We start from the raw sequence: 26,622 nt of genomic DNA, 5'->3' as shown, positions 1-26,622 counted from the left end.
CGTTATAGGATACAGGCGACTACCGCTACCCCCTGCCAATACAATGCCTTTCATCGGTTATTATATTTTGTCTATGATTTTCTGCATTGTCAGAAACCACCCGTCACGCCGGGGCTGTTTCGAATGAATATAGTCGACCATACGGGCATAAGCGTCCGGATTCCGGCGCCGAAACCATTGTACGGTATAATAGAGTCCGGACGTAAAGCCAGTCCCTGCCAGCAGGACAGCCACGGCCTGTATATCTGCCGATCCCCCGTTGAAATATATCAGCAGCCAGATAACGACAACCAATAAATTCAGTATCAGGATACTCGCCGTAGTAAGCACGTGCGAAAATCCCAACTCGATGAACATGTGGTGCAGGTGTGTTTTATCCGGATGGAAAGGCGATTTCCTCTTGAGCATACGGGCGCTCATCACACGCAGTGTATCAAATACGGGAACCGATAACACCGCGAGCGTAAAAGGTATAACCGACGCCCATTCGTTTACCGGCGCCATGTCGTGCTGTATGTACACGGCGTGTATCAGGCGGATGACGCAGGCTGCGATAATGATGCCTACAACGAGTGTTCCCCCGTCACCGATGAACATTTTAGTTCTTAACCCGAAAACATTATGGAAAAAGAAAAGGATAAGGGCTCCGATCAAAGAAGCACACAGAAGCACCATCGTATAGTCGCCGACATATAAAAATGCGACCAAAAAGATGATGCCGGACATTACGCCGAAGCCCGAGCACAGACCGTCGACCCCGTCGATAAGATTAATCGCATTGACAATCCCGACAATCGCGAACACGGTGAGCAATACAGCGCTCCATTGCGGCAGCACACAGATACCCCACAGTCCGAGCATGCTCTCTATTTTGTAATTGCCTCCGCCCAGATACACCAATGCCAGAGCAGCAATGATTTGGATGACAAACCGAATCCGGGGCCGCAGGTCGAGAATATCGTCAATCGTTCCCAAATAAAGCATCAGCATCATGACGCTCATCAGGACATACAACCCCGAACACGCGGCCAATGCATTGGCGATAGACAAACTCATGAACATTCCGAAAAAAACCGCCGTGCCGCCTAATACCGGAACCGGCTCTTTCTGTAATTTACGGGCATTCGGGGTATCGACGATCCCCTTGATTTTGGCTATCTTGACTATCGACGGATGGACAATTCCTACTGCAATCAATGAAACAAGGAACGGTGGCGCAATTAATTTTAAATAATCGAACAATTCCATGATTTTGATATTTTACCAGTCTTCCGACATATTTTTTCCAGCATTAAAGTTGTCTGCACAATCACCAAGTCACAAATTGCCTCTGCAACCTTATCATAATTTCAATATCGAATATAATTGGATATAACTTTCTCATAACAAGTTATATATCAAACCCCGCATTTGCCTGTACCGACACCTCCGGGATATGCTGCAAGCCCCCCTGCTGCAGCTGTCCGGCAATCTCCCCGGCGAGGTTATGAACGACATAGGAGGTGCTGTAAAGCCACTCGTCGTTCCGTTCCGGCTGCATCCGGGCGTAGTCGCCCATAAACCGGGCTATACGTCCTGCCAGGACGGTATCGGGGGCATAGGCATTCCCCTGCAGGGCGACGTCGTACAGCCGTCCCAGCGTCTGCAGATAACATTCGTCGAAATTCCCCGGATCCCGGGGGACGGTAAGACGCTGCCGGTAATATTCGAATGCCCGTTTGACCGCTCCGTCGTACGTACGGTCGAGGAACATGTACGAATTGCGGTTCATCACCTCGATACGCTCCAAAGCGACATCGAAAGGGATACCGGTCCAGCAGCCGACCGCAGACAATGCCCCGGCCCATTCCCGGACGGAGGTGCGAAAAAAACGGAAACAGGCATCCCCTTCCGGTATCTCGGGATACAACATATCCGAAATACAGCGGCAGATGCCTGTTCTTACAAGGCCGTGCGGTTCGTCCGCATCGGCATAATCATAAAATAGCCGTACCGTCTGTTCGCGGCAGTCGTCCAGTTTCGCACCTGCTGCGAACGTCGTTCCGCAAATCAGGGCATACGTGGCCGAAATCAGTGCGCTCCGCAATGCCGGCTCGTCGGTAGAGGTGATTTTCAGAAGAAGGACGTGAAGCAATTCATCCGCCCTTTCGGCGTATTCCGCCCTGCGTCCGAACTCTTTTTCGAGGTCGTTCGTCGCTACCAAATCGTAGAGCGACGTATAGACGCGACAAAGCGACAGCAACCAATCGGTGCTGCTACAAACATCCGGACGCGTACGCAATACGCCCGGCAATAAGGATTGCAAGGGTTCAGTTTTCATACTCCCTGACCGCCAAAGCGGCCAGATTTATGGAATAATCTCTATCTGGGAGGGGTGGACGCTTGCCGTCGCCACGGCTACAACCCCTTGGATAGCAATAACAACACGCTTATCACGTGCTCCTTTGACTTTGAGGAAGACGCCTTCCTGACCATCGAATTCGCCGCCGCAAATCCGCACTTTCACGCCTTTGGCCAGGTTGACCTCATCGTCCCGGAAATAAATCAGTTGTTCGTCGTAAGTTCCCGCGACTGCGATAAAACGCTGCATCTGGTCTTCGGGAACTATGATTTTTTCACCGCTGCCCGAGCACGTCATGTACTGCAGGAACGGAATCCGTTCTTTGGCCCGCTGTATCTTCGACTGCTCCGTGTGTACGAAAATCAGGTTGTGGATGACAGGGACGAGTTCATGTTTTTTCCGCATACCGCTCCGGCGGGTTTCATACCGCATGGGAATAAAGGTTTCGATGGATTGTCGCTCCAACAACTGCTTTGCAATCAACTCCCTTTTGTAGGTGACCCGCATTGCAAACCAGACGGCCTCTTCCGTTTTCTTGGTCGACAGTTCCACTTTCTTACCGTTTTTTTTGGAGACAGCATACACCCCCGGGGCTTTGAGCACATCTTAAAACGATGAAACTCAATCACATACAAGCCCACAGTTCCAGACACAGCGATTTCAGACGTACCTGTTTCTTTGTAAGAAACCATACGATTCTCCGGCAAAAGTAAATAATATTATTACAGCAACCAAACAAAACGGGAAATATTGTATTGAAAAAATACCCCCCCCCTCGAAAATACCTATTGATTCACAATAAGTTATATCATCCGATTCAAAATTATCATCAAATGCGCCTTTGCCTGCCATTTTTCATACTGCTGTAAAAAGAATCTGCATCAGCACCGGAAAAAGCAGTAAAAAATCGGAAAAAGGTTTCTAAAAACTGCCGCGCAAAATCCCCGTAATAATTTGTTATTAAACGTCTTGATAAAGGTGTATGGTTTCTTACAAAGAAACGTACCGCTCCAAAGAGGCCACGATTCCATGATTAGCCCGGTCTATCACCGAATTTTCCAACATCATCAGGTAAATCTGCGTCGTCCGTTCCGAAGTGTGCCCCATTCCGGCGCTGATGACCGGCAGCGGAACGTTGTGGTTACGGGCGGCTGTCGCCCAGCTGTGCCGCGACGTATAGGACGAGAGCCCCTGCTCGAGTTTCAGGCGTTTCGAGAGTTTTTTCAGCAACCGGTTATAATAGTTCAAAGCGACCTGATACTGCGCATAGGCCTGCACGGGATCCTCGGAGGTCAGAATCGGAAACAGGTAGGGCAGGCTGCGCGAGCGGTCCGCATACCGGACGGCAATTTTCTTTATGCACGATTCCAGCCGCACGCTCAACTGCTGTCCCGTTTTATGGCGGGTATAGCGAAGCATGTCGCCGCAGACATTCGTTTTACGGAGATAAGCCAGGTCGACGAACGCCATCCCGCGCGTACCGTAACTGAAGATGAACAGGTCGCGGGCGAACGAAAGCGCTGCGGAATCACGCAGGTCGAGCCGGTTCAAGCGGCAGATGACCTCCTCGCCGACGGCTCGTTTGCATGTACGGTCGATTCCGGTATATACGTTCTGAAAAGGAAAGGTTTGTTCGGCCAGGTGCAGCTTCACCGCTTTATTATAAATGGAGCGAAGGATGCGCATATAAAACGAAATCGTGTTGCGCACGACGCCGCGGCGCTTCAAATAGGCATTGTACTCTCCGACCAACGATTCCGTAAAGGCTGCAAACGGAATATCGGCATCCCCCAGGAATGCGGAGAAACTGTTGAGCGCACGCTGGTAGTTCCGTGCCGTCCCGAAACGGTTGTCGACGGCCAGTTGTCCGATTTGCGTCCGAATAAACGACAACACCGGGAAATTGCTCGACGGGAGCCGGAACCGGGACACAATATCACGGACGGTATAGGGCATCCCCGCAGCGTCCAGTTCGCGGATAATCCGGCGCAGCGAATTCAGGTCGCCCTCGATACGGCGCTGCAGGCCCGCTGCGTCGTCCGGTTCCGACGCGATAATCCGCTGCGCCGAAGCATCCCACTGCCCGGGAAGCAGGCGAATCCCCGAAGTCAGCCGCCGTATCTCGCGGCGGTGTGTCAGTTGATAACAGATAACTCCCTTGTTGCCGGAAACGGCCGATGTTCTTAATTTCACACTCACTTTTGCCATAAGCTTTCAGATTTTATCCCGAAAGGTCGCAATTATCCGATATTTAGCCATACTTTATGAGCATCCGTCCGACAAATTTTTCTGCTCGCCGGCTTCTCTCCTGCAATTCGCAAGCCAACAAATCCGCGGCAGACACGGGGCGGGGCAAACGAAAGCGGGGCAGCGCAAATGCGCCGCCCCGCCCGAAGCCGGATAAAAAAGGCCGGAACGAAAATTACTCCTCGTCGACCTCTTTCATATTATGGTAAACGTTGGTCACGTCGTCGTCCTCCTCGAGTTTCTCGACGAGCTTCTCGACCGATTCGCGGCCTTCGGCATCGAGCTCCTTGGTATCGGTCGGCAGGTATACCGACTCTCCAGATACAATCTCGTAGCCCTTGTCGTCGAGCCATTTCTGGATTGCGCCGAACGACTCGTAGGGAGCGTATGCCGTCACGCCGTCCTCTTCGGGATAAAACTCGTCGACCCCCAGGTCGATCATTTCGAGTTCCATCTCCTCCATGTCGGCACCCTCCGCCGCGTGGAACTTGAACACGCACTTGTGGTCGAACATGAATGCCACGCTGCCGCTGTTGCCCAGCGTACCACCGCACTTGTTGAAGTACATGCGCACGTTGGCCACCGTACGGTTGGTATTGTCGGTCGCCGTTTCCACCAGGAATGCGATGCCGTGGGGGCCGTATCCTTCGTAAACGACCTCCTTGTAATCGGCGGCGTCTTTCTCGGTGGCACGTTTGATGGCCCTTTCGACGTTCTCCTTGGGCATGTTCTCGGCCTTGGCATTCTGCATCAGGATGCGCAGGCGGGTGTTGCCCGAGGGATCGGGGCCGCCGGCTTTCACGGCAATCTCGATTTCCTTACCGATTTTGGTGAACGTACGGGCCATGTGCCCCCAGCGCTTCATTTTCCGCGCCTTGCGATACTCAAAAGCTCTTCCCATATGAATTATTCGTTATTATTTTTTTATTCGTGCCACAAAGGTATAAAATTAAGCATTAAAAAATAAGAATTATAGTTAAAATTTATATGATGGCGGGCATATACGTATTTCATGATATTTGTGTAATTTTGTGCGGATAAAAATCGTGAAGTATGGAAATCAAAAGCAGATTCGACCATTTCAACATCAACGTCACCGACCTCGGCCGGAGCCTGGAGTTCTACGACAGGGCGCTGGGTCTGAAAGAAATCAGCCGCAAGGAGGCGGCCGACGGAAGTTTCATCCTTGCCTACCTGGGCGACGGGCAAACGCCGTTCCGCCTCGAGTTGACGTGGCTGCGCGACCACACCGGGGCCTACGAGCTGGGCGAGAACGAAAGCCACCTGTGCATGCGCGTGGCGGGCGACTACGACGCCGTCCGCGAATACCACCGCGCCATGGGCTGCATCTGCTACGAAAACCACGCGATGGGGCTCTACTTCATCAACGATCCCGACGACTACTGGATCGAGATTCTGCCCGTAAAATAACGAACATGCAAAACGAAACCGAATTGCAGCGGGAGGCCGGCGAGGCCATCCGCGTGCTGAAAGAGGGCGGCATCATCCTCTACCCCACCGACACGGTCTGGGGACTGGGCTGCGACGCGACGAATGCCGAAGCCGTGGATCGCATCTACAAACTCAAACGGAGCGAAAACAAGAAATCGATGCTCGTGCTGTGCGCCTCGTCCGACATGGTCGTGCGCTACGTCGACAAGGCGCCGGGCATCGCATTCGAGGTCATGGAACTGGCGACCAGCCCCCTGACGGCAATCCTGCCGGGCGCAGCGGGCGTTGCAGAGAACCTGATTCCCGAAGAGGGTACGCTCGGCGTGCGCATCCCCGACCACGAATTCTGCCGCCGGGTACTCCGGGGACTGGGCCGCCCGATCGTTTCGACCTCGGCCAACATCTCGGGCGAGGCGACGCCCGCCGGCCTCGCCGAAGTGTCGCGCGAGATTATCGATGGGGTCGATTTCGTCGTCAACCCCCGCTTCGAGGGCAAGCCCACGAAAAAAGCGTCGTCCATCATCGCTTTCGGCGAGGGCGGCGAAGTGAAAATCATCCGCGAATAACAATGGCAAAAATACTGGAAACCGCCGTACAGAAACGTTTTTCGGACATCGATCCGTTCCAGCACGTCAACAACGTGTCGCAGCAGATGTACTTCGACGTCGGCAAACTGGAGTACTACCAAAAGGTGCTCGGAGCCGAAGTGCTGCTCGGCGACCTGCGTATCGTCACCGTATCGACCACCACCTCCTACATGGGACAAATCCGGCTGAACGACGAGGTGCGCGTCACCACGACCTGCGAGAAAATCGGCAACAAAAGCCTCACGCTCCTGCAGCAGCTGCTCGTCGGCGACCAGGTGCGCAGCGAAAGCCGTTCGGTGATGGTCGCTTTCGACTTCGCGCAACAGGAAAGCATCCCCGTGCCCGATGCCTGGCGCGCACGGCTGCTCGCCGATTAGGTGCGCAGCTTTCCGTCGTGCCCCACGGCAGGCATTCCGTGGCGGACATAATATTTATAGCCGATCACCACCAGCACCACCCCCGTGAAGATAAAAGCCAGCGCCACGACATTGGCCGTGTCGAAAACGGCCTGCCCGCGGACAATGGCCAGAATACCCGCGATGACGGGCTGGATGTAGCGGTAGAGGGCCGTATGCACCGAGGTGAGTTTCTCGGTACCGCGGTAGAGCAGGTACATCGGCAGCACCGTGCCCAGAATCAGGATATAGGCCAGTTCGAACTGCGCCTGGAACGGCAGGTGCAGGAACGGCGTGTGGGCAATGTATTTCCAGAAAAAGGGGGCCGTCACGGCCAGCCCGATGATATAGTACCACCCCATCACCACCAGCGTCCCCAGCCGTTCGAGCTGGGGTTTGATAATCACCGTATTGATGGCAATCGCCACCACCGCGACGAGCACCAGCGCATTGCCGTAGGCACGGCTGCCGTGCGTAAGCACGAAACCGTGGTCGAAAAGCAGGATTGCGGCCCCGATCAATGCGCAGACCACCCCCACGACCCGCGCCTTGATATATTTGTGCGGGTGCATGAGGTGATCCATAATCAGCGTAAAGGCCGGGCCCAGGGTCGAGATAATCGAAGCGTCGATGGGCGAGGTATAGGACGAGCCCCAGAGCAGCATGTACATCCAGCCGTAGACAATCAGCAGCGTAACGACCAGGATATTGCCCGCATCGCGCCATGTAATGCGGTAGGACTGCTTCGAAAAAAGGGCGAACGGAATAAAGAAAAATGCGGCCGAAAGCACCTGCAGCATGAATATCTGCTGGAAGTCGAGGTAGTTGCGCGTAAGCGATACGTAGAACGAGAAATTCGCTCCGAAAAAGATGTTGGCAAATACCAGGTCGAGATTATAGCGTGTTTTACTCACAAAAGTCACACGGGGCAATTTTTACACCAAATTTTACCTATATTTGCCGCACTGAACCCACGCGCGACATGGACAAAGGAAAACTGAAAGGACATGCGGCCCTGTGGGTCGCCAATATCGTTTGGGGCCTCAACGCACCGATCTGCAAAAGCGTGCTCCGATCCGAATACAACACACAGGGAATCAGTCCTTTCGCATTGAGCGCCTACCGCATGCTCGGGGCCTGCCTGTTGTTTTGGACGGTATCGCTGTTCCTGCCGCGCGAAAAGGTCGCACCGCGCGACGTCGTGCTGCTGCTGTTCGCCTCGGTATTCGGCATCCAGTTGAACCAGATGCTCTTCCTGTGGGGACTGTCGCTCACTTCGCCCATCGACACGTCGATCATCGCCACCATCGTCCCCGTGCTGACGATGGTGCTGGCGACGCTCTTCCTGCGCGAACCGATCACATGGCTCAAGGCCGGCGGCGTACTGCTCGGATGCGCCGGGGCGCTGCTGCTGATTCTCGTCAGCCAGCACGGCACCGGCCACACATCGAGCGTCACGGGCGACGTGCTGTGCATCGTCAGCGCCGTCTGCTACGCCACCTACCTCACGGCATTCCGCAACGTAATCATCCGCTATTCACCCGTAACGACGATGAAGTGGATGTTCCTCTTCGCCGCCGTCGCCGCCGTCGTGATTTACCACCGGCCGCTGGCCGAAGTCGACTACGCCGGAATGACGCCGCGCACATGGGCAGGAATCACCTACGTAGTCGGCGGGGCGACATTCCTATCCTACCTCATGGTGCCGACCGGCCAGCGTTACCTGCGACCGACCGTCGTTTCGATGTACAATTACGTGCAGCCCGTCGTGGCGGTGCTCTTCACGGTCGCCGTCGGGCTCGATACGTTCGGGTTTACCAAAGGCGCCGCGGCCCTGTGCGTTTTCGTCGGGGTGTGGCTCGTGACCAAATCGAAATCGCGGGCACAGCTGGAGGCGGAGATGCAAAACAAAAAAGGCAGGGACTAATCCCCGCCTTTTCAAGCATTCGTCACGTACGTCACCGCCCGGCGGGCAATGCCCCTACTTTTCCGGCGTACCCGCTCCGGCAGCCTCTTTTTTCATCAGTCCCCGCTCCGCCGCCAAACGCTCCATCAGGGCATAGGCCGCATCGTAGTCGTTGGGGATCTCGCCGTCGAGGATGGCATTTTTAATCACCTCCTTGATATCGCCGATTGCACGGCACGGCCCGATGCCGTAGGTCTGCATGATAATCTCACCCGTAATCGGGGGCTGGAAGTTGCGGATGCGGTCACGCTCCTCGAGGTCTTTCATCTTGCGGCGCACCAGCTCGAAGTTGGAGAGGTAGCGCTTCACCTTGGCGTCGATGCCCGAGGTGATGTCGGCCTCGCACAGCGTCATCAGTTTCTCGACATCGTCCCCGGCTTCGAACAGCAGCCTGCGCACGGCCGAGTCGGTCACCATCTCCTCCGAGAGGATAATCGGCCGCAGGTGCAGGAAAACCAGCTTCTGCACGAATTTCATATGTTCGTTCAGGGGAAGTTTCAGCTGACGGAAAATCGCCGGAACCATTTTCGAGCCCACGACTTCGTGTCCGTGGAACGTCCAGCCGACTTTGGGGTCGTAGGCTTTGGTCAGGGGCTTGGCGATGTCGTGCAGCACGGCGGCCCAGCGCAGCCACAGGTCGTCGCTGCGTCTGGCCACATTGTCCAGCACCTTGAGCGTATGGATAAAATTGTCCTTGTGGGCATGCGTGCCGCGCTTCTCCACCCCCTTGAGGTTGTGCATCTCGGGGAAAATCAACTTCAGCAGCCCGGTCAGCTCCAGCAATTCGAAGCCGATGGAGGGCACGGGCGACAGGACAATCTTGTTGAGTTCGGTGGCGATGCGCTCGCGCGATACAATCTTGATACGCTGCGCATTGCGGCATATCGCATCGAACGTTTCCCCTTCGATTTCAAATCCCAGCTGCGCGGCGAAACGCACGGCCCGCATCATGCGCAGGGGATCGTCGGAAAAGGTAATGTCGGGATCGCACGGCGTGCGGATGATACACTCCTCCAAATCGTCCATCCCGTCGAACGGATCGACCAGCTCGCCGAACGAACCGGCGTTGAGCGACCACGCCATGGCATTGATTGTGAAGTCGCGCCGGCGCTGGTCGTCCCCGAGCGTTCCGGCCTCGACCTGCGGTTTGCGCGAATCATGCGTATAGGACTCCCGGCGCGCCCCCACGAATTCGACCTCGACTCCTCCGGCGCGGAGCATCGCCGTGCCGAAAGTCTTGAATACGGAGACCCGGGCATGCAGTTCCTTCCCCAGCGCCTCGGCCAGTTCGATACCGCTCCCCACGACCACCACGTCGATGTCGGTCGAGGGGCGCCGCAGGTAATAATCGCGCACGTAACCGCCGACGACAAAGGCCTTTACCCCCTGTTCGCCGGCGATACGCGAGATTTGACTGAATATGGGATTCGACAGCGGCACGCGGCTATTTCACGTATTTTTCGATGACTCCCTTCCAGACGAGGTACCCCTCGCCCATCAGGTGCAGCCCGTCGTTCGTATAGCGTTTGTCGAGCATGCCTTTTTCATCGGCCAGCGCCGAATAGACGTCGATGTAAAGGACATTCTTGCGGCCCTCGCAGAGCGCTTCAATCAATTTGTTGGTTTCGATGATTTCGGCGCCTTTCTTCCAATGGTTGCGGGGCTTGGCCTTGGTATCCACGCCGTTCACCGGGAAGATACTCTGCACATATATCTTCGTCCAGGGCGACTCTTCCTGGAAGCGGTCGAGGATTTTTTCGATATTGCGCGCCACCTCCCCGGGCGAAATGCCGGCGGCCAGGTCGTTCGTGCCAATCATCAGGAACAACTTCTTCGGATGGCCCTCGATAATCGGGTCGAGACGGTCGAGCATCCAGCCCGAACGGTCGCCGCTGATACCGCGGTTCTTGATATGGCGGTTGTTGAACAACTCCTGCCATTCGCCGTAATCGGTGATGCTGTTGCCGAGGAAAACAATGTCGTTGCCCCGTATCGGAAGCTGTTCGAACAAACTGCGGCGCTGGTAATTGTATTCGCTCTGGGCGAACGATGCGGCCGCACAGAGGAGGGCCGCTGCGAGGAGAATGATTTTTTTCATGGTCGGCTTCTATCTAACTAATAACTAAAATTTGAGTTCGCGTTTATACAACTGTACGGTATTCTCCAATCCGTACCGGAGCGCATCGCAAATCAGCGCATGGCCGATCGACACCTCGTCCGTCCACGGGATGCGGCTGACGAAGAAACGCAGGTTTTCCAGGTTCAGGTCGTGCCCTGCATTGAGCCCCAGCCCCTGCCGGCGCGCCTCTTCGGCGGCGGCGAGATAGGGAGCCAGCGCAGCCTCCGGGCCGGCGGGGTACTCGCGGGCAAAGGCCTCGGTATAGAGCTCCACCCGGTCGGCGCCGCAGGCTTTGGCTCCCGCGACCATCGCCGGGTCGGGGTCGACGAAAATCGAAACCCGGATGCCCTTTTCATGAAAGCGCGCCGCAACCCCGGTCAGGAAGTCCCGGTTGGCGACGGTATCCCATCCGGCGTTCGAAGTGATGGCGTCGTGGGCGTCGGGCACGAGGGTCACCTGCGTCGGGACGACCTCCAGCACGAGGTCGATGAAATCCGGAATCGGATTGCCCTCGATGTTGAATTCGGTGGCGAGCACCCGCTTCAGGTTCCGCACGTCGTCGTAACGGATATGGCGGGCGTCGGGACGCGGATGCACCGTGATGCCGTCGGCGCCGAAACGCTCGATGTCGAGGGCCGTTTGCACCACGTCGGGCAGATTCCCGCCGCGCGAATTGCGCACTACGGCAATCTTATTGATGTTTACACTTAACTTTGTCATAAAAATCCGTATATTTGCACGTATGACTGCAGGCTTCGCTGCCGCCGGACGAACCGGAGCACGAACCATGCCGTCACGATGTAGAACCAAATTGCGCCGGGCGATCCGGGCGGAGCACGAACGGCTCCCTGCGTCGCCTTGGCGTGGTAAAGTTACTTATTTTTTCGAAACTCCGCCGATGAAAATCATACTTTTTTCCCGCAGGCAGTTAGCCCATACCGCCGCGGAGATCCGCCAGTTGTTCGACGCGCTCCGTCTTTTCGGGTTCGAATACGCCGTCAACGAAGAGTTCGCCCCGCTCGTAAGCGAGTTCACGGGTATCCCAATTCCGCCTGAAAAAACATATGGACAGCACGTCGGCGAACAACCCGCCGACACGGTGATGGTCTGCTACGGCGGCGACGGCACCCTGCTCGAAGGGGTACAGCGCCTTTGCGGCGCTCCGATCCCCGTAATGGGCATCAACGCCGGACACCTGGGATTCCTGACCAGCGCCCCCAGTGCGGGACTCGATTTGATTTTCGAAGAAATCGCCGCGGGGCACCTCACCACCGAGCCCCGCTCGATGCTCGAGGTCAAGGGCGGCTACACCCGCCAGCCCGGCAGCGTACTGGCGCTCAACGAATTCACCGTGCAGCGCCACGGTGCGGGAATGATTTCGGTCGAAACCTACGTCGACAGCCAGATGGTAGCCACCTACCACGGCGACGGCGTAATCGTCTCGACACCGACCGGCTCGACCGCCTACTCGTTGAGCGCAGGCGGCCCCGTCGTGGCTCCGACCTGCGCCTGCCTGGTAATCTCGCCCCTGGCGCCGCACAACCTCACCATGCGTCCCGTGGTCATCCCCGACTCGGCGACTATCACATTGCAAGTACACGCGCGGCGCTCCGATGCGTTCGTGACGCTCGACAGCCGCGTTTACGCCATCGGCCAAGAGGCCGCATTCACGATTAAACGCGCTGAACAGAAGATTTTTTTGGCTGTCCCGCACAATATATCATTTTACGACACGTTACGGAATAAAATGATGTGGGGCATAGACATCCGCAGTTGACGCTCCTATCTGAAATCAGTGTAAAGTTGTTCATTAAATAGGTATTTTTCATTTTTATTCCCTATATTTGTGCCCTAATATGAGCGAGCAGAATCGCATACCGCAACACGTCGCCATCATCATGGACGGCAACGGCCGCTGGGCCGAGATGCGCGGCAAGGAGCGTTACGAGGGCCATGCCGCGGGTGTGGAGCCCGTACGGGCATCGTTGCGTGCAGCTGCGCGCTGGGGCGTGAAGTACCTGACGCTCTATGCGTTCTCGACCGAAAACTGGGGACGCCCCGAGCACGAGGTCGATGCGCTGATGGAGCTTTTCTGTAAAAGCGTGGTCAACGAAACTCCCGAACTGATACGCCAGGGCGTAGAAATCCGGATGATCGGCGACCGCACGCGTTTTTCGGAAAAGGTGCAGCGCTACCTCTCCGAAGCCGAGCAACGCACGGCCGGAGGCAAGACCCTGACGTTGATTCTGGCGCTCAACTACTCGTCGCGCAGTGAAATCACGCGCGCCGTGCAGCACATCGCGGCACGGGTCGCCGCCGGTGAAGTGGCTCCGCAGGAGATTACGGAGGGGACGATCAGCGCAGCGCTCGACACGGCGCCCTACCCCAATCCGGATTTGATCGTCCGCACGAGCGGCGAGCACCGGTTGAGCAATTTCCTGCTTTGGCAGGCATCCTACGCCGAACTCTACTTTCCGCAGGTCCTGTGGCCCGATTTCACGGAAGCGGAGTTCGACCGTGCAATGGAGGAATACGCCCGGCGCGACCGACGTTTCGGGTTGGTAAAATAGATGAAGTTAAGATTAGATTTAAATAGATGAACTATTTCGGTAAGCTATTTACGGCAGTCGCAGTCCTCGCACTGTACTGCACGAATATATTCGCCCAGGAGCAGAATCCTGCAGACACCGCAGCCTCGGCAAAACCCGCATTCCCGGAAGACGCTCCCGTCATGCGGCAGAGCGGGGCACAGAAGCTCTACTACATCCGAAACGTCAACATCAACGGCGTCCAATATCTCAACCCCGACATCCTCAAATCGTCGGCCGGGCTGATTGCCGGGGATTCGATTTACCTGCCCAGCAACTTCATCGCCAACGCCATTTCGCGCCTGTGGAGCCAGCGCTTCTTCTCGGACGTGAAAATCGGCGCCGAAATCGAGGGCGACAGCCTCGACCTGGAGGTCTTCCTCAAGGAGCGTCCCCGCGTAAACAACTGGGACTTCGAGGGCATTTCGAAAGGCAAGAAAAAAGACCTGCTCGAAAAACTGAAATTAAAACGCGGCAGCGAGCTCTCGGATTACATCATCGACAAAAACCAGAAACTCATCAAGGCCTACTGGTCTGAAAAGGGCTTCCGCAACACGGATGTGGGCGTCCGCATCACCAACGACACGCTGCGCCCGCAGATGGTCAACGTCACGTTCCTGGTCGACCGCAAGAACAAGGTCAAAATCGGCAAAATCAACTTCACCGGCAACGAACAGTTCAAGGACAAGCGCCTGCGCCGGACATTCAAGAAAACCCACCAGAAGAGCATCAACATCTTCCGCGGCGCGAAACTCAACGAGAGCGATTACGACACGGACAAAGACCTTCTGATCGACTTCTACAACTCGCGCGGCTACCGTAACGCCACAATCGTACGCGACTCGATCTACCCGATCAACGACAAGCGGCTGGGGATCGACATCGACCTCTCCGAAGGCAACAAATACTATATCCGCAACGTGTCGTGGGTCGGCAACTCGGTTTACGAAACCGACAACCTGCAGCAGATGTTCGGTGTGAACAAAGGCGACACCTACGACAAGAAATCGATGCACAAGCGGTTGGGTATCGGCAAGGAGACCGACCCCGAGGCGATGTCCGTATCGTCGCTCTACCAGAACAACGGCTACCTGATGTCGCAAATCGAACCCGCCGAAACGATTATCGGCCCGGACTCGATCGACATCGAGGTCAAGGTATTCGAGGGTAAGCAGTTCCAGATTAACGAGGTCGGCATCACCGGCAACCAGCGCGTCGACGACGAGGTAATCCGCCGCGAGCTGCGCACCTTCCCGGGCGAGCTGTACGACCGCTCGCTGCTCATGCAGACCATCCGCACGCTGGGCTCGATGGGGCATTTCAACCCCGAGACAATCATGCCCGACATCAAACCCGTTTCGGACAGGCTGGTCAACGTCAACTGGCCGCTCGAGGAGCAGGCTTCCGACCAGTTCAACATCGCCGGCGGCTGGGGCTCCGGTACATTCGTAGGTTCGGTCGGCATCACGCTCAACAACCTTTCTATCAAGAATTTCTTCAAGAAAGGGGCCTGGCGCCCCTACCCGATGGGGCAGAACCAGCGCCTGTCGGTGTCGGCCCAGACCAACGGTACCTATTACAAGGCTTTCGCCTTGAGTTTCACCGACCCGTGGCTCGGCGGCAAAAAACCCAACTCGTTTACCATATCGGCCCACTTCTCCGAGCAGAACAACGCCTACTACGTATGGCAGAAGAGTACGCAGTACTTCCGTACGTACGGCGTGGCCGCCGGACTGGGCAAGCGCCTGAACTGGCCCGACCCCTACTTCACGCTCTACGGCGAGGCGAGCTACGAACGCTTCTCGCTCAAGAACTGGAATACGTTCGGCATGACCAACGGAGCAGCCAACCTGCTTTCGCTCAAACTCGTCTTCGCCCGCAACTCGGTCGACCAGCCCATCTACCCGCGGCGCGGTTCGGAGTTCAGCGTTTCGGTGCAGTTCACGCCCCCCTACTCGCTCTGGGACGGCAAAAATTATAAGGAACTCGAGCGGCTCGCCACCACGTCCACCAGTTCGTCCATCCAGGACAAAGCCAACCAGGAACGCTACCGCTGGGTAGAGTTCCACAAATGGCAGCTGAAAGGACAATGGTTCCAGGCGCTGACGCAAAACTCGAACCTCGTGCTGATGCTCAAGGCCGAAATGGGTTACCTCGGCAATTACAACAAATATAAGGTTTCGCCTTTCGAGCGCTTCGAAGTCGGCGGCGACGGTATGTCCGGCTACAATATATACGGTATCGACATCATCTCGATGCGCGGTTACGAAGACGGTGCCCTCGATCCCACGAACGACTATTCGGTCGCCTACAACAAATACACGGCCGAGCTGCGCTACCCCGTCATCCTGAAACCGTCGTCGCAGATTTACGTGCTCGGCTTCCTCGAGGGCGGTAACGCATTCGAATCGTGGCGCAAGTTCTCGCCCTTCAAAATCAAACGTGCAGCCGGCTTCGGCGTCCGCCTCTACCTGCCCGTGGTCGGCATGCTCGGCATCGACTGGGGCTACGGCTTCGACGCCCCGGCGGGTTCGACCAAGAAGAGCGGCAGCCAGTTCCACTTCGTACTCGGCCAGCAGTTCTAAACGGCGGCGGCGGATTGCGGTAAGCTTCGGGGAATACGCCTGAAACGGGCTCTCCCGAAGAATGCGGGAAGCAGGTGCATCAGGCAATAAATTCACCTGTGGCAATAAATTTGAAAGAAAATAGTTATATTTATAGCATTGTTCCGGGAATCCGGCTGAATATTAACTTAAAACACAAGGATTATGAAACGTCTGATATTAATCGCGGCATTCGTTCTTACGGCCGGTACGTTATCGGCACAGAACTACATAATCGTCAACAGCGAGAAAATCTTCAAATCCGTCGACGCTTATAATACGGCAATCTCCACCCTGGATAAGCTGGCCGAGCAATACCAGAATCAGGTAGACGCAAAATTCGCCGAGGTCGAAGCGCTCTATAACAACTACATGAACCAGAAAGCTTCGCTCACGGCCACCACGCGCCAGGTCCGCGAAAACGCAATCCTGGCCAAGGAGAAAGAGGCACAGGAGTATCAGGAAAGCCTTTTCGGCAACGACGGCACCCTGATGAAAAAACGCATCGAAACCATCGAGCCAATCCAGAAGAAAGTCTTCGCCGCCATCGAGGCCTATGCCAAGCAGGCCGGGGCCGACATCGTGCTCGACTCGGCGAACAATCCCACGCTGCTCTATACGAATCCCGCCGTGGAGCGCACGCAGCAGGTAATCGACACCCTCAAAAAGTAGAATCATCAAACAATTAACTTAAATACTTTATGAAAAAAGCAATCAAACTAACCCTTGCGGTTGTATTGGCGGTGAGCGCCACCTCGCTCTTCGCGCAGCAGAAATTCGGACGTATCAATACCCAGGAGGTCATTTCGGCCATGCCTGAAACCAAGGAGATGCAGACCAACCTCGAGGCTTACAGCAAGGATCTCCAGGAGAATATGGAAACCCTGACCGTCGAATACAACACCAAGTATCAGGAATTCAACAAGAATTTCAGCACGATGGCGGACGCCGTACGCGAGCTCAAGGAGAAAGAGCTGAACGAGCTTATCAAACGCCGCAACGATTTCGAACAGATAGCACAGCAGGATCTGCAGAAGCGCTATAACGAGTTGCTGGCCCCGATCATCGAGAAAGCCAAGGGTGCAATCGACAAGGTAGCAGCCGCAGGCGGTTACCTGGCCGTATTCGACACCTCGGCAGGTTCGCTGGCCTACTTCGACGAAGCCACGCTGACGGACCTCGCTCCCGTGGTGAAGAAGGAACTCGGCATCACGGATGCCCCGGCAGCCGAAGCAAAGAAATAAGCCGCTTCGGAGCGGACTCGACATACCCATAAATGTAAAAAGTGCCGTAATAACGGCACTTTTTTCGTTTTCCCTCTCACCGTCGGGGCGGCAACTCCAAAAGGGTAGTAAATTGTTCATATAGTTCGAATATCGAACGATTAGAACTGTATATCGTGTTTTTTTAGTATATTCCGCCTGAATAACAGGGATAAAATGAACAGTAAAAAGACAGAAACTCCGATCAACTCGTTTACGCTGGCCGAACTCATCGAGATGGCCGGCGATAACCGCCAGGGCCTGATGCGCGAATGTATCACGGCCAGCAGCGGCTCACAGATGGAAATCTTCCGTTTCCCGTGCCGTATCGACGCCTGCGTTATCGGCGTCGGCACGGAGGGCGAAACCAAGGTGTCGCTCAACCTGCGCGAGTACCGGCTGAAAAAAGACTCGATTTTCGTCTTCGGCCCGAAAAACATCCTGCAGGTTCACTCGGACGAATACTTCAAGGCCGACGTTATCGTCATCTCGCCCGACTTCATGCGCCGAATCAACATCGACCTCAAGAACATGATGCCGCTCTTCCTGCAGTTCGCAGCCAATCCGTGCCTGACGCTTTCGCCCGGGGAGAGTCTCTCCCTGCGCAGTTTCATCGCGCAGGTCGAACGCGAAACCCGGGGACCCGAAACCCAGTTCTCCTACGACATCATCAGCGGACTGATTGCCGCGACTATCTACAAGGTCGGGGACATCCTGAATCACTATCTCGCGGATCATCCAGCAGAGCAGAATGTAGCTCACAACCGCGCCGAAGAGTATTTCAAGCAGTTCATACAACTGCTGGGCGACCATTTCCGCACCGAGCGCAGCGTAGGATTTTATGCACACCAGCTCTGCATCACGCCCAAATACCTCACGACGCTCATCAAGCGAATCAGCGGACAGTCGGTATCGGAGTGGATCGACAACTACGTAATCCTCGAAGCCAAGACACTGCTCAAATATTCGAATATGAGCGTACAGGAGATTGCCTACTACCTGAACTTCCCGAACCAATCGTTCTTCGGCAGCTACTTCAAGCGCAATACCGCAATGTCGCCCTCGCAATACAAGGCACTGCACTGAAAAATCCCCGGGTTCGAAGGCCCGGGGATTTCTTATAGCTGCGAACGGCATCGCACCGGCACACGGGGCACCGCATCAGAACGGATAGCCGACGCCGAAGTTGAGCGCCGTGTTCTTCCACCGCAGGTTGTGTATCCAACGCTCGCCTGCCGGGTTGTTGGGGTTGTGGAGCTGCACACCCCAGTCGAGGCGCAATACGGCAAACTTGATATCCAGCCGAATCCCCAGTCCGGTATTGAATCCCAGCTGTTTGTAGAATTTATCGAAATAGAAAACGGCGTCCCTGGCGTAGTCGGAACTTTGCCGGATATACCAGATATTACCCAAATCGAAGAACGTGGCACCGTGCACCATACCCCAAATCGGGAAACGGAGTTCGAGGTTGGCCTCTAATTTCACGTCGCCCGTCTGCATCGGGAAGTCGTCGTGGGGATTGGGCAGCGAACCCTGTCCCAGCGAACGGGGCGCCCAGCCGCGCATGCCGTTGCTGCCGCCGGCATAGAACTGGCGGTCGAACGGAACGGAGGTCGAGTTGCCGTAGGCCATCGCCACGCCCCCGTACAGGCGGCCCACGAGGGCCGTAACCTCGCCCAGCATAATCTTGCGGCTGATGCTCAAGTCGGTACGGAAATACTGCGAATATTCGAGGCCGAAAATCGTATAGGCATCCTTGTTCGCCGGTTTGGAGTAGAACAGGTGCTCGATTCCGTCAATCAGGTTGCCGGCCGTTTCGAAATTAAACCGGATGTTGGTGGCATTGCCGCCCAGGTTCTTGAGCTGGTTGTTATACGAATAGCCGAAAGCCATGCCGCCGATGAACTGCGTTTTAAAGCTGTTTATCAAGTATTTGTTCTTCATGTTGTCGAAGAACGAATTGCCGTTGGGATCCCGTTTCACGTCGACCACATTGATGTCCACGGGCCGCAGCGAGAACGACGAGTAACGGTTGTTGGCCCACATGTAGGTGATTCCCGCACTCGACAGCGTACGCCGGTAGTAGGGCCTGTCCTGGAAATTGACCGAAAGCTCCACCTTGGTTTTGGGCTGGTTGACCGACCGGAAGCGGCGCGTGCGCCACGGCATCAGGAAACGCGGAAAAGTCAGCCCGGTCGTCACCCCCAGTTCCGTGGCGCGTTTTTTCTTGGCATCAGGCGCTTTCATGAACTCATAACCCGCCGTGAACGAAACGTCGAACGACTCGGCCCCCCGGAATATATTGCGGTTCTGGTAGCCGAGCGTCGCTTTCAATCCATAGAAACTCGTGGTGGTGCTCCCTTCCAGTTCGACCTTGAAACTCTGTTTCAGGGCCGGGGTGCAGAGGATATTGCACTGCAGGTAGCCCTCTTTCGTATAACGGGTCTGCGTCGAGTCCGCCGAGGCACCGATATAAGAAACGTAATTGGTGACGTCGACATCACGGGGCTGCTCGACGAAGGCGATTTTGGCGCTCTTGAAATAACCGAGCGACATCAGATCGGTATAAGCGCGGTTCACCTGCGCCGAATTGTAGACATAGTTCGGGTAGAGCGGCACAGCCTGCCGCAGTATCGCCGGGCGCAGGTTGGGCCGTTTTTCGTAGATAATGTTCAGGCCGCGGTAATAAATCGTATCGAGGCGCGAAAAAAGAGTCGAGTCGGTGCGCGCCGCAACGGGATCGTAATCCGGGAAGACGTTAATCTGGTCGATACGGTAGACCGTATTGTTGTCCCTGACCGGCAGGCCGCGCTCGTTATATCCCGTGAGGTGCTGCTCGAAAATCAGCTCCAGGTTGACCCGGCGGTTGCCGATCAGCGTATCGGCATAAGGGATGATGTTGTTAACCGTGAAGTTATAGTACCCCCGCTCCTTGAGGTAGGCGGTAATGCGCTCCCGCTCGCGTTCGAGCAGCGTCATGTCGAACATGCTGCCGCGATGTATCAGCGTGTTGGCCGTGTCGGCCAGGATGATGGGCTCGAGAAATTTGTCCCGGAACCGATAGGAGATCGAATCGATTCGGTACGGCTCTCCCTGCCGCGTGCGGTAGGTGACCTTGGCGCGCTTGCGGCGCGAAGTGGTATCGACCTCGAACGCCACCTGCGAGGCCCGGAAACCTTTCGAAACCATGTAGATTTTCAGGTTCTCGGCGCTCCGGTCGGTAAGGCTCATGTCGAGCAGCACGGGTTCCTGCCCGATCCTGCGCTTCCAGTTGTTCCACCAGTTCTGCTTGTCGGGATTGGCCTGCTCGTAGAGCCACACGTAGAAATTCGTACCCAGGAAACGCTTGTTGGGGGTCTGGCGCACGTATTTCTCCAAATCCCCGGCCGTAATGCGCTCCTTGCGGGGCGTCGATTTGTCGGCCTCGATTTTTACTTTCTGCAGCAGGTACTGGCCCTCGGGAATTTTGCGCGTGACGCTGCATGCGGAGCACAGCAAGCCCAACACGGCGACAACGAATATGCGACTTACTCCCCGCACCCCCGGCGTCAGTTATTGAAGAAGCCTTTCTCTTTCAGAAGGGCGAAATAAGATTCCGAGATGGCCAGGTTGTCCTTGCGTACGTAGCGGCGCTGCGTGAACACCTGGGCCAGGTTCGGCAGGCCGTTCTCCTCCAGCAGGCGTTTGGTCAGCGCCGACTCCTCGCGCTCGGCCCACAGCTCGTCGATCTCCGCAGCCGTATAGTCGGTATACTTCTCGTAATGCACCACGGCCTCGAGCGGCAGGCGGTCGGTCAGCTCGGGCGACTCGTCGGGGTACCCCATAACGACGGTCGTCAGCGGAATGACGCCTTTCGGCAGGCCGAGGATATCGGCAATCTGCGCGGCGGTATAAATCGTGGTGCCGAGGTAGCAGATGCCCAACCCGTTCATCTCGGCCTCGATACAGAGGTTCTGGGCCGCCAGGAGGGCGTCCGTCGAGGCATTAAGGAACCATGCGAAATTGTCGTATGCGGGCTCGGCGTCCCGCTGCTCGCACCACATCGAGAAGCGGTGCACGTCGGCGCAGACGGTCACCACGCACGGGGCCTCGGTCACCATCGGCTGGTTGAAATGGCATGGTGCGAGTTTTTCGCGCAGCGCGGCATCCCGTGTGACCACGAGCGAGTAGAGCTGCATGTTGCCGCACGTCGAGGCGCGCGACGCCGCCTCGAGGATTTCGTGCAGCACCTCTTCGGGAATGGGTGTGGGACGGAATTTACGTATCGAACGATGCTTGAAAAGCACACTTTTCATGGGAATTGTTTTTTTCGGTTCTATGTAAAAAGGATACAGGCATCTGCCGGTTCGGGCGAATGCGCATATTTTCTACAAAAGTAGTAAAACTTTTAGAAGTTTTATTATTTTTGCGATGATATAACCGCCATCGAACGTGCAGGTAAAATTTGCGAAATACGAGGGAGCAGGCAATGATTTCATCCTGATCGACGACCGCGAGGAGCTGTTCCGCGCGGACGCAGCATTGGTCGCCGCCCTGTGCGACCGCCATTTCGGCATCGGCGCCGATGGGCTGATGACGCTGCGGCGCAGCGCCGAGCTCGACTGCTCGATGCGCTACTACAACGCCGACGGCTCGCAGGGCGAAATGTGCGGCAACGGCGCCCGCTGTTTCGCGCTTTTCGCCGAGCACCTTGGCATCGGCGGCGAAACCAAGTACTTCGACGCCACGGACGGGCGCCACACGGCGCGCATGGGACGCCTGAAAGGCATGACCGGCGAGGTCGAACTGGGCATGATAAATGTATCCGAAATCCGCACCGGCGAAGGCTGGTGGTTCCTCAATACCGGTGTCCCCCACTATGTGGCACTGGTACAGGACGTCGCCGGAACGGACGTACGGGGCCTCGGGCGGAAGATACGCTACGACACGGAGCGTTTCCCGCAGGGTACGAACGTCAATTTCGTCGAAATTACGGGCGACGGTACGTTCCGCATGCGCACGTACGAACGCGGCGTGGAAAACGAAACGCTGGCCTGCGGCACGGGAGCCACGGCCGCGGCGATTATAACCAATTATGCTTTGCAGCACAAAACGACCAAATACCGAATTACGGTGCCGGGCGGCGAGTTGAGCGTACGCTTCACGCAGGGCCCCGGGCCGCAGACCTATACGAATATCCGGCTCACGGGCCCCGCAAGGCGCGTGTTCAGCGGGGCATTCGAAACCGACAACTTCTAAAATCAACCATCTTTTCCCACCCATGAAAACACAAAAGGGAGTTCGCGAACATGACGCGGATGAACTCCGGAAGGCAAAACGCCTCGAACCGATACGCAAAAGCGGCAAGGAGCGCCATTCGCTCTACAGCTCGATCGAGGACGAAGAGGAAGACGAAGAACTCATGCCCCGGCGCGAATCCGTACTCGACTACCTCGACGACGAAGACGAGGCTTAATCCACGGCAAACATGATCGAAAAATTCATAATGGCCGGCTCCACGGCACTTCACGTCTGCGACTCGCAGGCCGGCGAGAAATGTGTCGTACTGCTGCACGGCTACCTCGAGTCGATGCTCGTCTGGGAGGATTTCATTCCGTATTTGTATAAAGAGGTGCGCGTCATAACGCTCGATTTGCCCGGGCACGGCATTTCGGTCGTTACGGGCGAAATCCACACGATGGACTTCCTCGCCGACACGATAGCCGACGCGCTCAAAGCCCTCGGAATCGAAAAATGCACGCTCGTCGGCCACTCCATGGGCGGATACGTGGCATTGGCATTCTGCGAACGCCATCCGGAAATGCTCGACGGACTGGTGCTGTTCAGTTCGACCCCGAACCCCGACACCCCGGAGAAAGCGGAAAACCGCCGCCGGGAAATCGCGCTCGTCAAGGCCGGCAAGAAAGACATGCTCGCCCGCGTAGCCCCGGCAGCGGGCTTTGCCGAGCAAAACCGCACGCGGATGCGGGACTACATCGAAGACCTGACCGAACAGGTGTTCATCACCGAAGACGAGGGAATCGTAGCCCTGCTGAACGGAATGATTGCCCGCAGGGACCAGAACGAAATGCTGCGCCGCTCACCGGTGCCTCAGCTTTTCATCCTGGGCAAAAAGGACAATTACATCCCGCCCGAAGCGGCTGAAAAGATAATCGCGGAGCATCCGCAGGCAAAAGTCGTATGGCTCGAAAACTCGGGACACATGGGATTCCTCGAAGAGCCCGAGGCAGCGGCCCGGGCCATCCTCGACTTCGTACTGCAATAACGGTTGCCGTACACGCGAATACCTCTTTTGGCCGCAGGGATTTCGTATATTTGCAGCAAAGGGCAGGTGCGAAACTGAAAAAAACGAAATCATGCCTGTTCAAAGCCGGGTTCACCCCGGCCCGGCAGGCCTAAAACCCGAAGATGATGACCGACGAAATGAAATTCTGCCAGAGCTGCGGCATGCCGATGCAGGCAGCGGCTGATTTCGGCACCGAAGCCGACGGCACGCCGAGTGCCGACTACTGTGTCTATTGCTACAAGGACGGCGCATTCGCACAGGAATGCACAATGGAGGAGATGATTCTGCACTGTGCCCGGTTCCACGAGGAGTTCCGCGACGAAAACGGGAAAAGCTACACCTACGAAGAGGCGATTGCCGGCATGCGGGAATTTTTTCCCATGCTCAAACGCTGGCAGAAATAGCGGCAGGCAAATCGATTTTTTTTCGCGCCGGACTCGTCCTTTTTACGGAATAAAATTATCTTTGTCCCGGAAATTGCAAACCAGTAATACGAAAATGAAGAAATTATTGCTTTTATGTTCCGCACTGCTCCTGTGCGCCGCGTGGCCGGGAGATGCGGCCGCCCAGCTGAAAATCGGCGGCAAGAAACTCAACACGGGCAAACTGCTCGAGGCCGGGAAAGACGTTGCCAAAGCCGTGACGCTGACCGACAAGGATATCGCCGAATTGAGCCGCGAATCGGTAGCATGGATGGATGCCAACAACCCCATTGCCGATGAAACGACCGAATACGGCGCACGCCTCAAACGCCTGACCGAGGGTATTACCGATGCCAACGGCCTGCCGCTCAACTTCAAGGTCTACAACGTTACGGACGTCAATGCATTCGCCTGCGGCGATGGCTCGATTCGCGTATTCAGCGCTCTGATGGACTTGATGGACGACGACGAACTGATGGCTATCATCGGCCACGAAATCGGCCACGTCGTACATGCCGACGTCAAACACGCCATGAAAAACGCCTACCTCTCGTCGGCTGCCCGCAACGCCGCCGGAGCTGCCGAAGGCAGTACGCTGGCAAAGTTGAGCGACTCGCAGGTTGGCGAGGTCGTGACGGCCTTTACTGGGGCCCAGTTCTCGCAGAAACAGGAGTTCGAAGCCGACGAATACGGATTCGAATTTTCGGTAAAACATGGATTCAGCCCCTATGCCATGGCAAATTCGCTGACCAAACTGGTCGAGTTGTCGAAAGGTGCAAAAGCCTCGGTGGTGCAGAAGATGTTCTCATCGCATCCCGACAGTGAGAAGCGCGCCGCCCGCATGAAAGAGAAGGCGGACGCCTACGCGGCAGCACACCAATAGCAGCGTCAAAACAAAAAACAGCCGGGCTCTCCAGTCCGGCTGTTTTATTAGGCCCGGCGGCAACACTCCGGCCGGCAACGCATCGGGTTAGAAATTTCCGCAGCGCTCCCTGTTCAGGGGAGGGGCATCCGGGTGTTTTTTATACCAGGCAGCTACGCTCCGGCCGGCAACGCATCGGGTTCGACATCCGCCCATCCGGGGCGACTGCCGCCGGAAACCGTCCGGCTATTTCAACGGCTGGCAATGCGGGCAGTAGTAGACCGCACCGCCCATATAGGACTCCTTCACAATCGCACCGCCGCATACGGGGCACGGCCCGGAGCAGGTATTCTTCGACAGCAGGACACGGTATCCGCCCGGCCTGCCGAAAAGATCTTTTTCCGTATCGCGGCCTCCGGCATCGACCATCTCCCGCAGCACCGTCCTTACCGCACGATACATCCGATCTATTTCAGGCGCGCCCAACGTAGCGAGTTTCCGTTTCGGATGAATTCCCGCACGGAACAGAATATCCTGCAGGACACCGTTGCCGAGCCCCGGAATCCGCTGTTCGGTCGCAAGGAGCGCTTTGGCCGAAAGATTGAGCTTTGCAGCGGCAACCAACCGGTCAAAACAGGCAGCATCGAAACGCTCCTCCAGCGGAGAGGGTTTGGTTAGCGCCCCGAGATAATAGGCATTGTCGAGTGTTCCCCGGAAAGCGTTGATGCCCCCGTACATGGCGACCGTCAAGACCAGGAAGCTGTCGTCATCAAACGTAATCAGCAACTGGTACTTCGGCGGAATATCCGCACCCGCAGGATAATAACGCAAATTCACCCCGTCGGAAAGGGCGATGTGCGTTTCGTCATCCAGCAGCAGGTCGATAAAGGGGCCGTGCCCTTCCGCCGAAAGTATCCTTTTCCCGACGAGCAGAGTACGGTAAGCAGCCGGGTCACCCGAATACCAGGTAAACTTATGGGGATGGGTGGCGTTGAACACATCGGTAATCACACGACCGGCCAGTGTTTCTGCAACTTGCCGCGCAACAGTCTGGGCTTCGGGTATCTCGATCATAATTGAGCGTTTGGGACAAAGATAACCAAACTGTCGACAAATCCTATTCCCCGCCCACATTTCTTTCAGCACTTCCGGCCAGAAAACCGTGTCTATAACAGGAATGGATACACGATAGAGGAAGCAGTATGCAGAAAAAACAGTCGGGCAGCCGCCTATAAATCAAATCGGGGCACAGCGCACCCGCACTCCTGGACAAACATGCCCATAATAAGGCAGACCTACAAGCCCAAGTTCTTCGCGAGCTATTGCCAAGTGCGTTTGGAGAGGTAAGAGATGCCGTCCCCACCTTTCTTCCGGGCCAGCAAGTGAAGCAGAGCGGAACATCGCTGCACAGGGGCGGGCGGCGAAACATACGGGAAACCCCCAAGCTATGGGCAACGAGGAAAATCAGCCACACGCCTGCCGCCTGCGTGTT

28 protein-coding genes are annotated in these 26,622 nt (G+C 56.2%); 15 read left to right on the top strand and 13 right to left on the bottom strand.

The features are described from left to right. The 6 genes from QZT71_RS12555 to QZT71_RS08330 form a co-directional block, all read right to left on the bottom strand. Nucleotides 1-54: sugar phosphate nucleotidyltransferase (locus QZT71_RS12555; protein ID WP_367112543.1), on the bottom strand; the 54-nt coding region annotated here is incomplete at its 3' end. Between the two features lie 6 nt (nt 55-60). Next, nucleotides 61-1,248: an MraY family glycosyltransferase gene (locus QZT71_RS08350; RefSeq protein ID WP_295915015.1), complete on the bottom strand. Its 1,188-nt coding sequence runs from the start codon at nt 1,246-1,248 to the stop codon at nt 61-63. 142 nt (nt 1,249-1,390) lie between these two features. Further along, nucleotides 1,391-2,242 (bottom strand): hypothetical protein, encoded by an 852-nt coding sequence (locus tag QZT71_RS08345; RefSeq protein ID WP_295915012.1) that lies wholly within the window; start codon nt 2,240-2,242, stop codon nt 1,391-1,393. 105 nt (nt 2,243-2,347) lie between these two features. Beyond that, nucleotides 2,348-2,887: a UpxY family transcription antiterminator gene (locus QZT71_RS08340; protein ID WP_295915019.1), complete on the bottom strand. Its 540-nt coding sequence runs from the start codon at nt 2,885-2,887 to the stop codon at nt 2,348-2,350. A 444-nt stretch (nt 2,888-3,331) separates the two neighbouring features. Continuing rightward, on the bottom strand, nt 3,332-4,549 hold the full coding sequence (locus tag QZT71_RS08335) for a site-specific integrase (protein ID WP_295915009.1): 1,218 nt from the start codon (nt 4,547-4,549) through the stop codon (nt 3,332-3,334). A 214-nt stretch (nt 4,550-4,763) separates the two neighbouring features. Next, entirely contained in the window at nt 4,764-5,489 is a 726-nt protein-coding gene (locus QZT71_RS08330; protein ID WP_295915007.1) for a YebC/PmpR family DNA-binding transcriptional regulator, read from the bottom strand. A gap of 152 nt (nt 5,490-5,641) precedes the next feature. Here QZT71_RS08330 and QZT71_RS08325 point away from each other — a divergent pair, with 152 nt between their 5' ends. Genes QZT71_RS08325 through QZT71_RS08315 form a run of 3 tightly spaced genes read left to right on the top strand, consistent with a single transcriptional unit; the run spans nt 5,642 to nt 7,004 of the window. Beyond that, entirely contained in the window at nt 5,642-6,019 is a 378-nt protein-coding gene (locus QZT71_RS08325; protein WP_295915005.1) for a VOC family protein, read from the top strand. 5 nt (nt 6,020-6,024) lie between these two features. Beyond that, the gene (locus QZT71_RS08320) at nt 6,025-6,606 is read left to right on the top strand and encodes an L-threonylcarbamoyladenylate synthase (protein WP_295915001.1); all 582 of its coding nucleotides are present in this window, start codon (nt 6,025-6,027) and stop codon (nt 6,604-6,606) included. A 2-nt stretch (nt 6,607-6,608) separates the two neighbouring features. Beyond that, nucleotides 6,609-7,004: a thioesterase family protein gene (locus QZT71_RS08315; RefSeq protein WP_295914998.1), complete on the top strand. Its 396-nt coding sequence runs from the start codon at nt 6,609-6,611 to the stop codon at nt 7,002-7,004. Here QZT71_RS08315 and QZT71_RS08310 read toward each other — a convergent pair. Then, entirely contained in the window at nt 7,001-7,954 is a 954-nt protein-coding gene (locus tag QZT71_RS08310) for a DMT family transporter (protein WP_295914995.1), read from the bottom strand. The genes QZT71_RS08315 and QZT71_RS08310 overlap by 4 nt on opposite strands. A gap of 50 nt (nt 7,955-8,004) precedes the next feature. On the opposite strand from QZT71_RS08310, the gene QZT71_RS08305 reads away from it, so the two are divergent. Further along, entirely contained in the window at nt 8,005-8,949 is a 945-nt protein-coding gene (locus QZT71_RS08305; RefSeq protein ID WP_295914992.1) for a DMT family transporter, read from the top strand. Nucleotides 8,950-9,003: 54 nt separating this feature from the next. On the opposite strand, the gene QZT71_RS08300 is transcribed toward QZT71_RS08305, so the two are convergent. The 3 genes from QZT71_RS08300 to QZT71_RS08290 are packed head-to-tail and all read right to left on the bottom strand — an operon-like array spanning nt 9,004 to nt 11,827. Beyond that, nucleotides 9,004-10,428, bottom strand: coding sequence for an HD domain-containing protein (locus tag QZT71_RS08300; protein WP_295914989.1), 1,425 nt, complete (start codon nt 10,426-10,428; stop codon nt 9,004-9,006). 4 nt (nt 10,429-10,432) lie between these two features. After that, the gene (locus tag QZT71_RS08295; protein WP_295914987.1) at nt 10,433-11,086 is read right to left on the bottom strand and encodes a GDSL-type esterase/lipase family protein; all 654 of its coding nucleotides are present in this window, start codon (nt 11,084-11,086) and stop codon (nt 10,433-10,435) included. Nucleotides 11,087-11,110: 24 nt separating this feature from the next. Next, the gene (locus QZT71_RS08290) at nt 11,111-11,827 is read right to left on the bottom strand and encodes a pyridoxine 5'-phosphate synthase (protein ID WP_295914983.1); all 717 of its coding nucleotides are present in this window, start codon (nt 11,825-11,827) and stop codon (nt 11,111-11,113) included. Nucleotides 11,828-12,005: 178 nt separating this feature from the next. Between QZT71_RS08290 and QZT71_RS08285 the strand changes: the two genes are divergently transcribed. The 6 genes from QZT71_RS08285 to QZT71_RS08260 all read left to right on the top strand — a co-directional run bounded on the left by QZT71_RS08285 (nt 12,006) and on the right by QZT71_RS08260 (nt 18,646). Next, nucleotides 12,006-12,884, top strand: coding sequence for an NAD(+)/NADH kinase (locus QZT71_RS08285; RefSeq protein ID WP_295914979.1), 879 nt, complete (start codon nt 12,006-12,008; stop codon nt 12,882-12,884). Between the two features lie 79 nt (nt 12,885-12,963). Further along, complete coding sequence (locus QZT71_RS08280) at nt 12,964-13,677, top strand: isoprenyl transferase (protein WP_295914976.1); 714 nt, start codon at nt 12,964-12,966, stop codon at nt 13,675-13,677. A 26-nt stretch (nt 13,678-13,703) separates the two neighbouring features. Further along, the gene (locus tag QZT71_RS08275) at nt 13,704-16,280 is read left to right on the top strand and encodes a POTRA domain-containing protein (protein WP_295914974.1); all 2,577 of its coding nucleotides are present in this window, start codon (nt 13,704-13,706) and stop codon (nt 16,278-16,280) included. A 183-nt stretch (nt 16,281-16,463) separates the two neighbouring features. After that, entirely contained in the window at nt 16,464-16,970 is a 507-nt protein-coding gene (locus QZT71_RS08270; protein WP_295914971.1) for an OmpH family outer membrane protein, read from the top strand. A gap of 29 nt (nt 16,971-16,999) precedes the next feature. Then, nucleotides 17,000-17,542 (top strand): OmpH family outer membrane protein, encoded by a 543-nt coding sequence (locus tag QZT71_RS08265; protein ID WP_295914968.1) that lies wholly within the window; start codon nt 17,000-17,002, stop codon nt 17,540-17,542. A gap of 195 nt (nt 17,543-17,737) precedes the next feature. Next, nucleotides 17,738-18,646 (top strand): AraC family transcriptional regulator, encoded by a 909-nt coding sequence (locus QZT71_RS08260; protein ID WP_295914964.1) that lies wholly within the window; start codon nt 17,738-17,740, stop codon nt 18,644-18,646. 75 nt (nt 18,647-18,721) lie between these two features. Here QZT71_RS08260 and QZT71_RS08255 read toward each other — a convergent pair whose 3' ends face one another. Together QZT71_RS08255 and QZT71_RS08250 are read right to left on the bottom strand one after the other, a co-directional pair. Continuing rightward, on the bottom strand, nt 18,722-21,100 hold the full coding sequence (locus tag QZT71_RS08255; RefSeq protein WP_295914963.1) for a BamA/TamA family outer membrane protein: 2,379 nt from the start codon (nt 21,098-21,100) through the stop codon (nt 18,722-18,724). Between the two features lie 8 nt (nt 21,101-21,108). Continuing rightward, entirely contained in the window at nt 21,109-21,855 is a 747-nt protein-coding gene (locus tag QZT71_RS08250) for a nitroreductase family protein (protein ID WP_295914961.1), read from the bottom strand. A gap of 136 nt (nt 21,856-21,991) precedes the next feature. On the opposite strand from QZT71_RS08250, the gene dapF reads away from it, so the two are divergent. The 5 genes from dapF to QZT71_RS08225 all read left to right on the top strand — a co-directional run bounded on the left by dapF (nt 21,992) and on the right by QZT71_RS08225 (nt 25,151). Further along, a complete protein-coding gene (gene dapF, locus QZT71_RS08245) occupies nt 21,992-22,798 on the top strand; it encodes a diaminopimelate epimerase (protein ID WP_295914960.1) in 807 nt (268 codons plus the stop codon). 22 nt (nt 22,799-22,820) lie between these two features. Continuing rightward, a complete protein-coding gene (locus QZT71_RS08240; RefSeq protein ID WP_295914958.1) occupies nt 22,821-23,015 on the top strand; it encodes a hypothetical protein in 195 nt (64 codons plus the stop codon). 12 nt (nt 23,016-23,027) lie between these two features. Beyond that, entirely contained in the window at nt 23,028-23,825 is a 798-nt protein-coding gene (locus QZT71_RS08235; protein ID WP_295914956.1) for an alpha/beta hydrolase, read from the top strand. 146 nt (nt 23,826-23,971) lie between these two features. Further along, nucleotides 23,972-24,250, top strand: coding sequence for a zinc ribbon domain-containing protein (locus QZT71_RS08230; protein WP_295915016.1), 279 nt, complete (start codon nt 23,972-23,974; stop codon nt 24,248-24,250). 94 nt (nt 24,251-24,344) lie between these two features. Continuing rightward, a complete protein-coding gene (locus QZT71_RS08225) occupies nt 24,345-25,151 on the top strand; it encodes a M48 family metallopeptidase (protein WP_295914954.1) in 807 nt (268 codons plus the stop codon). 225 nt (nt 25,152-25,376) lie between these two features. Here QZT71_RS08225 and QZT71_RS08220 read toward each other — a convergent pair whose 3' ends face one another. After that, nucleotides 25,377-26,204 (bottom strand): DNA-formamidopyrimidine glycosylase family protein, encoded by an 828-nt coding sequence (locus tag QZT71_RS08220; RefSeq protein WP_295914952.1) that lies wholly within the window; start codon nt 26,202-26,204, stop codon nt 25,377-25,379. Between the last annotated feature and the right edge of the window lie 418 nt (nt 26,205-26,622).

Source organism: uncultured Alistipes sp. (assembly GCF_902388705.1).
In the GTDB taxonomy this organism is placed as follows: domain Bacteria; phylum Bacteroidota; class Bacteroidia; order Bacteroidales; family Rikenellaceae; genus Alistipes.
This window is presented reverse-complemented; position numbering and strand designations above follow the sequence as displayed.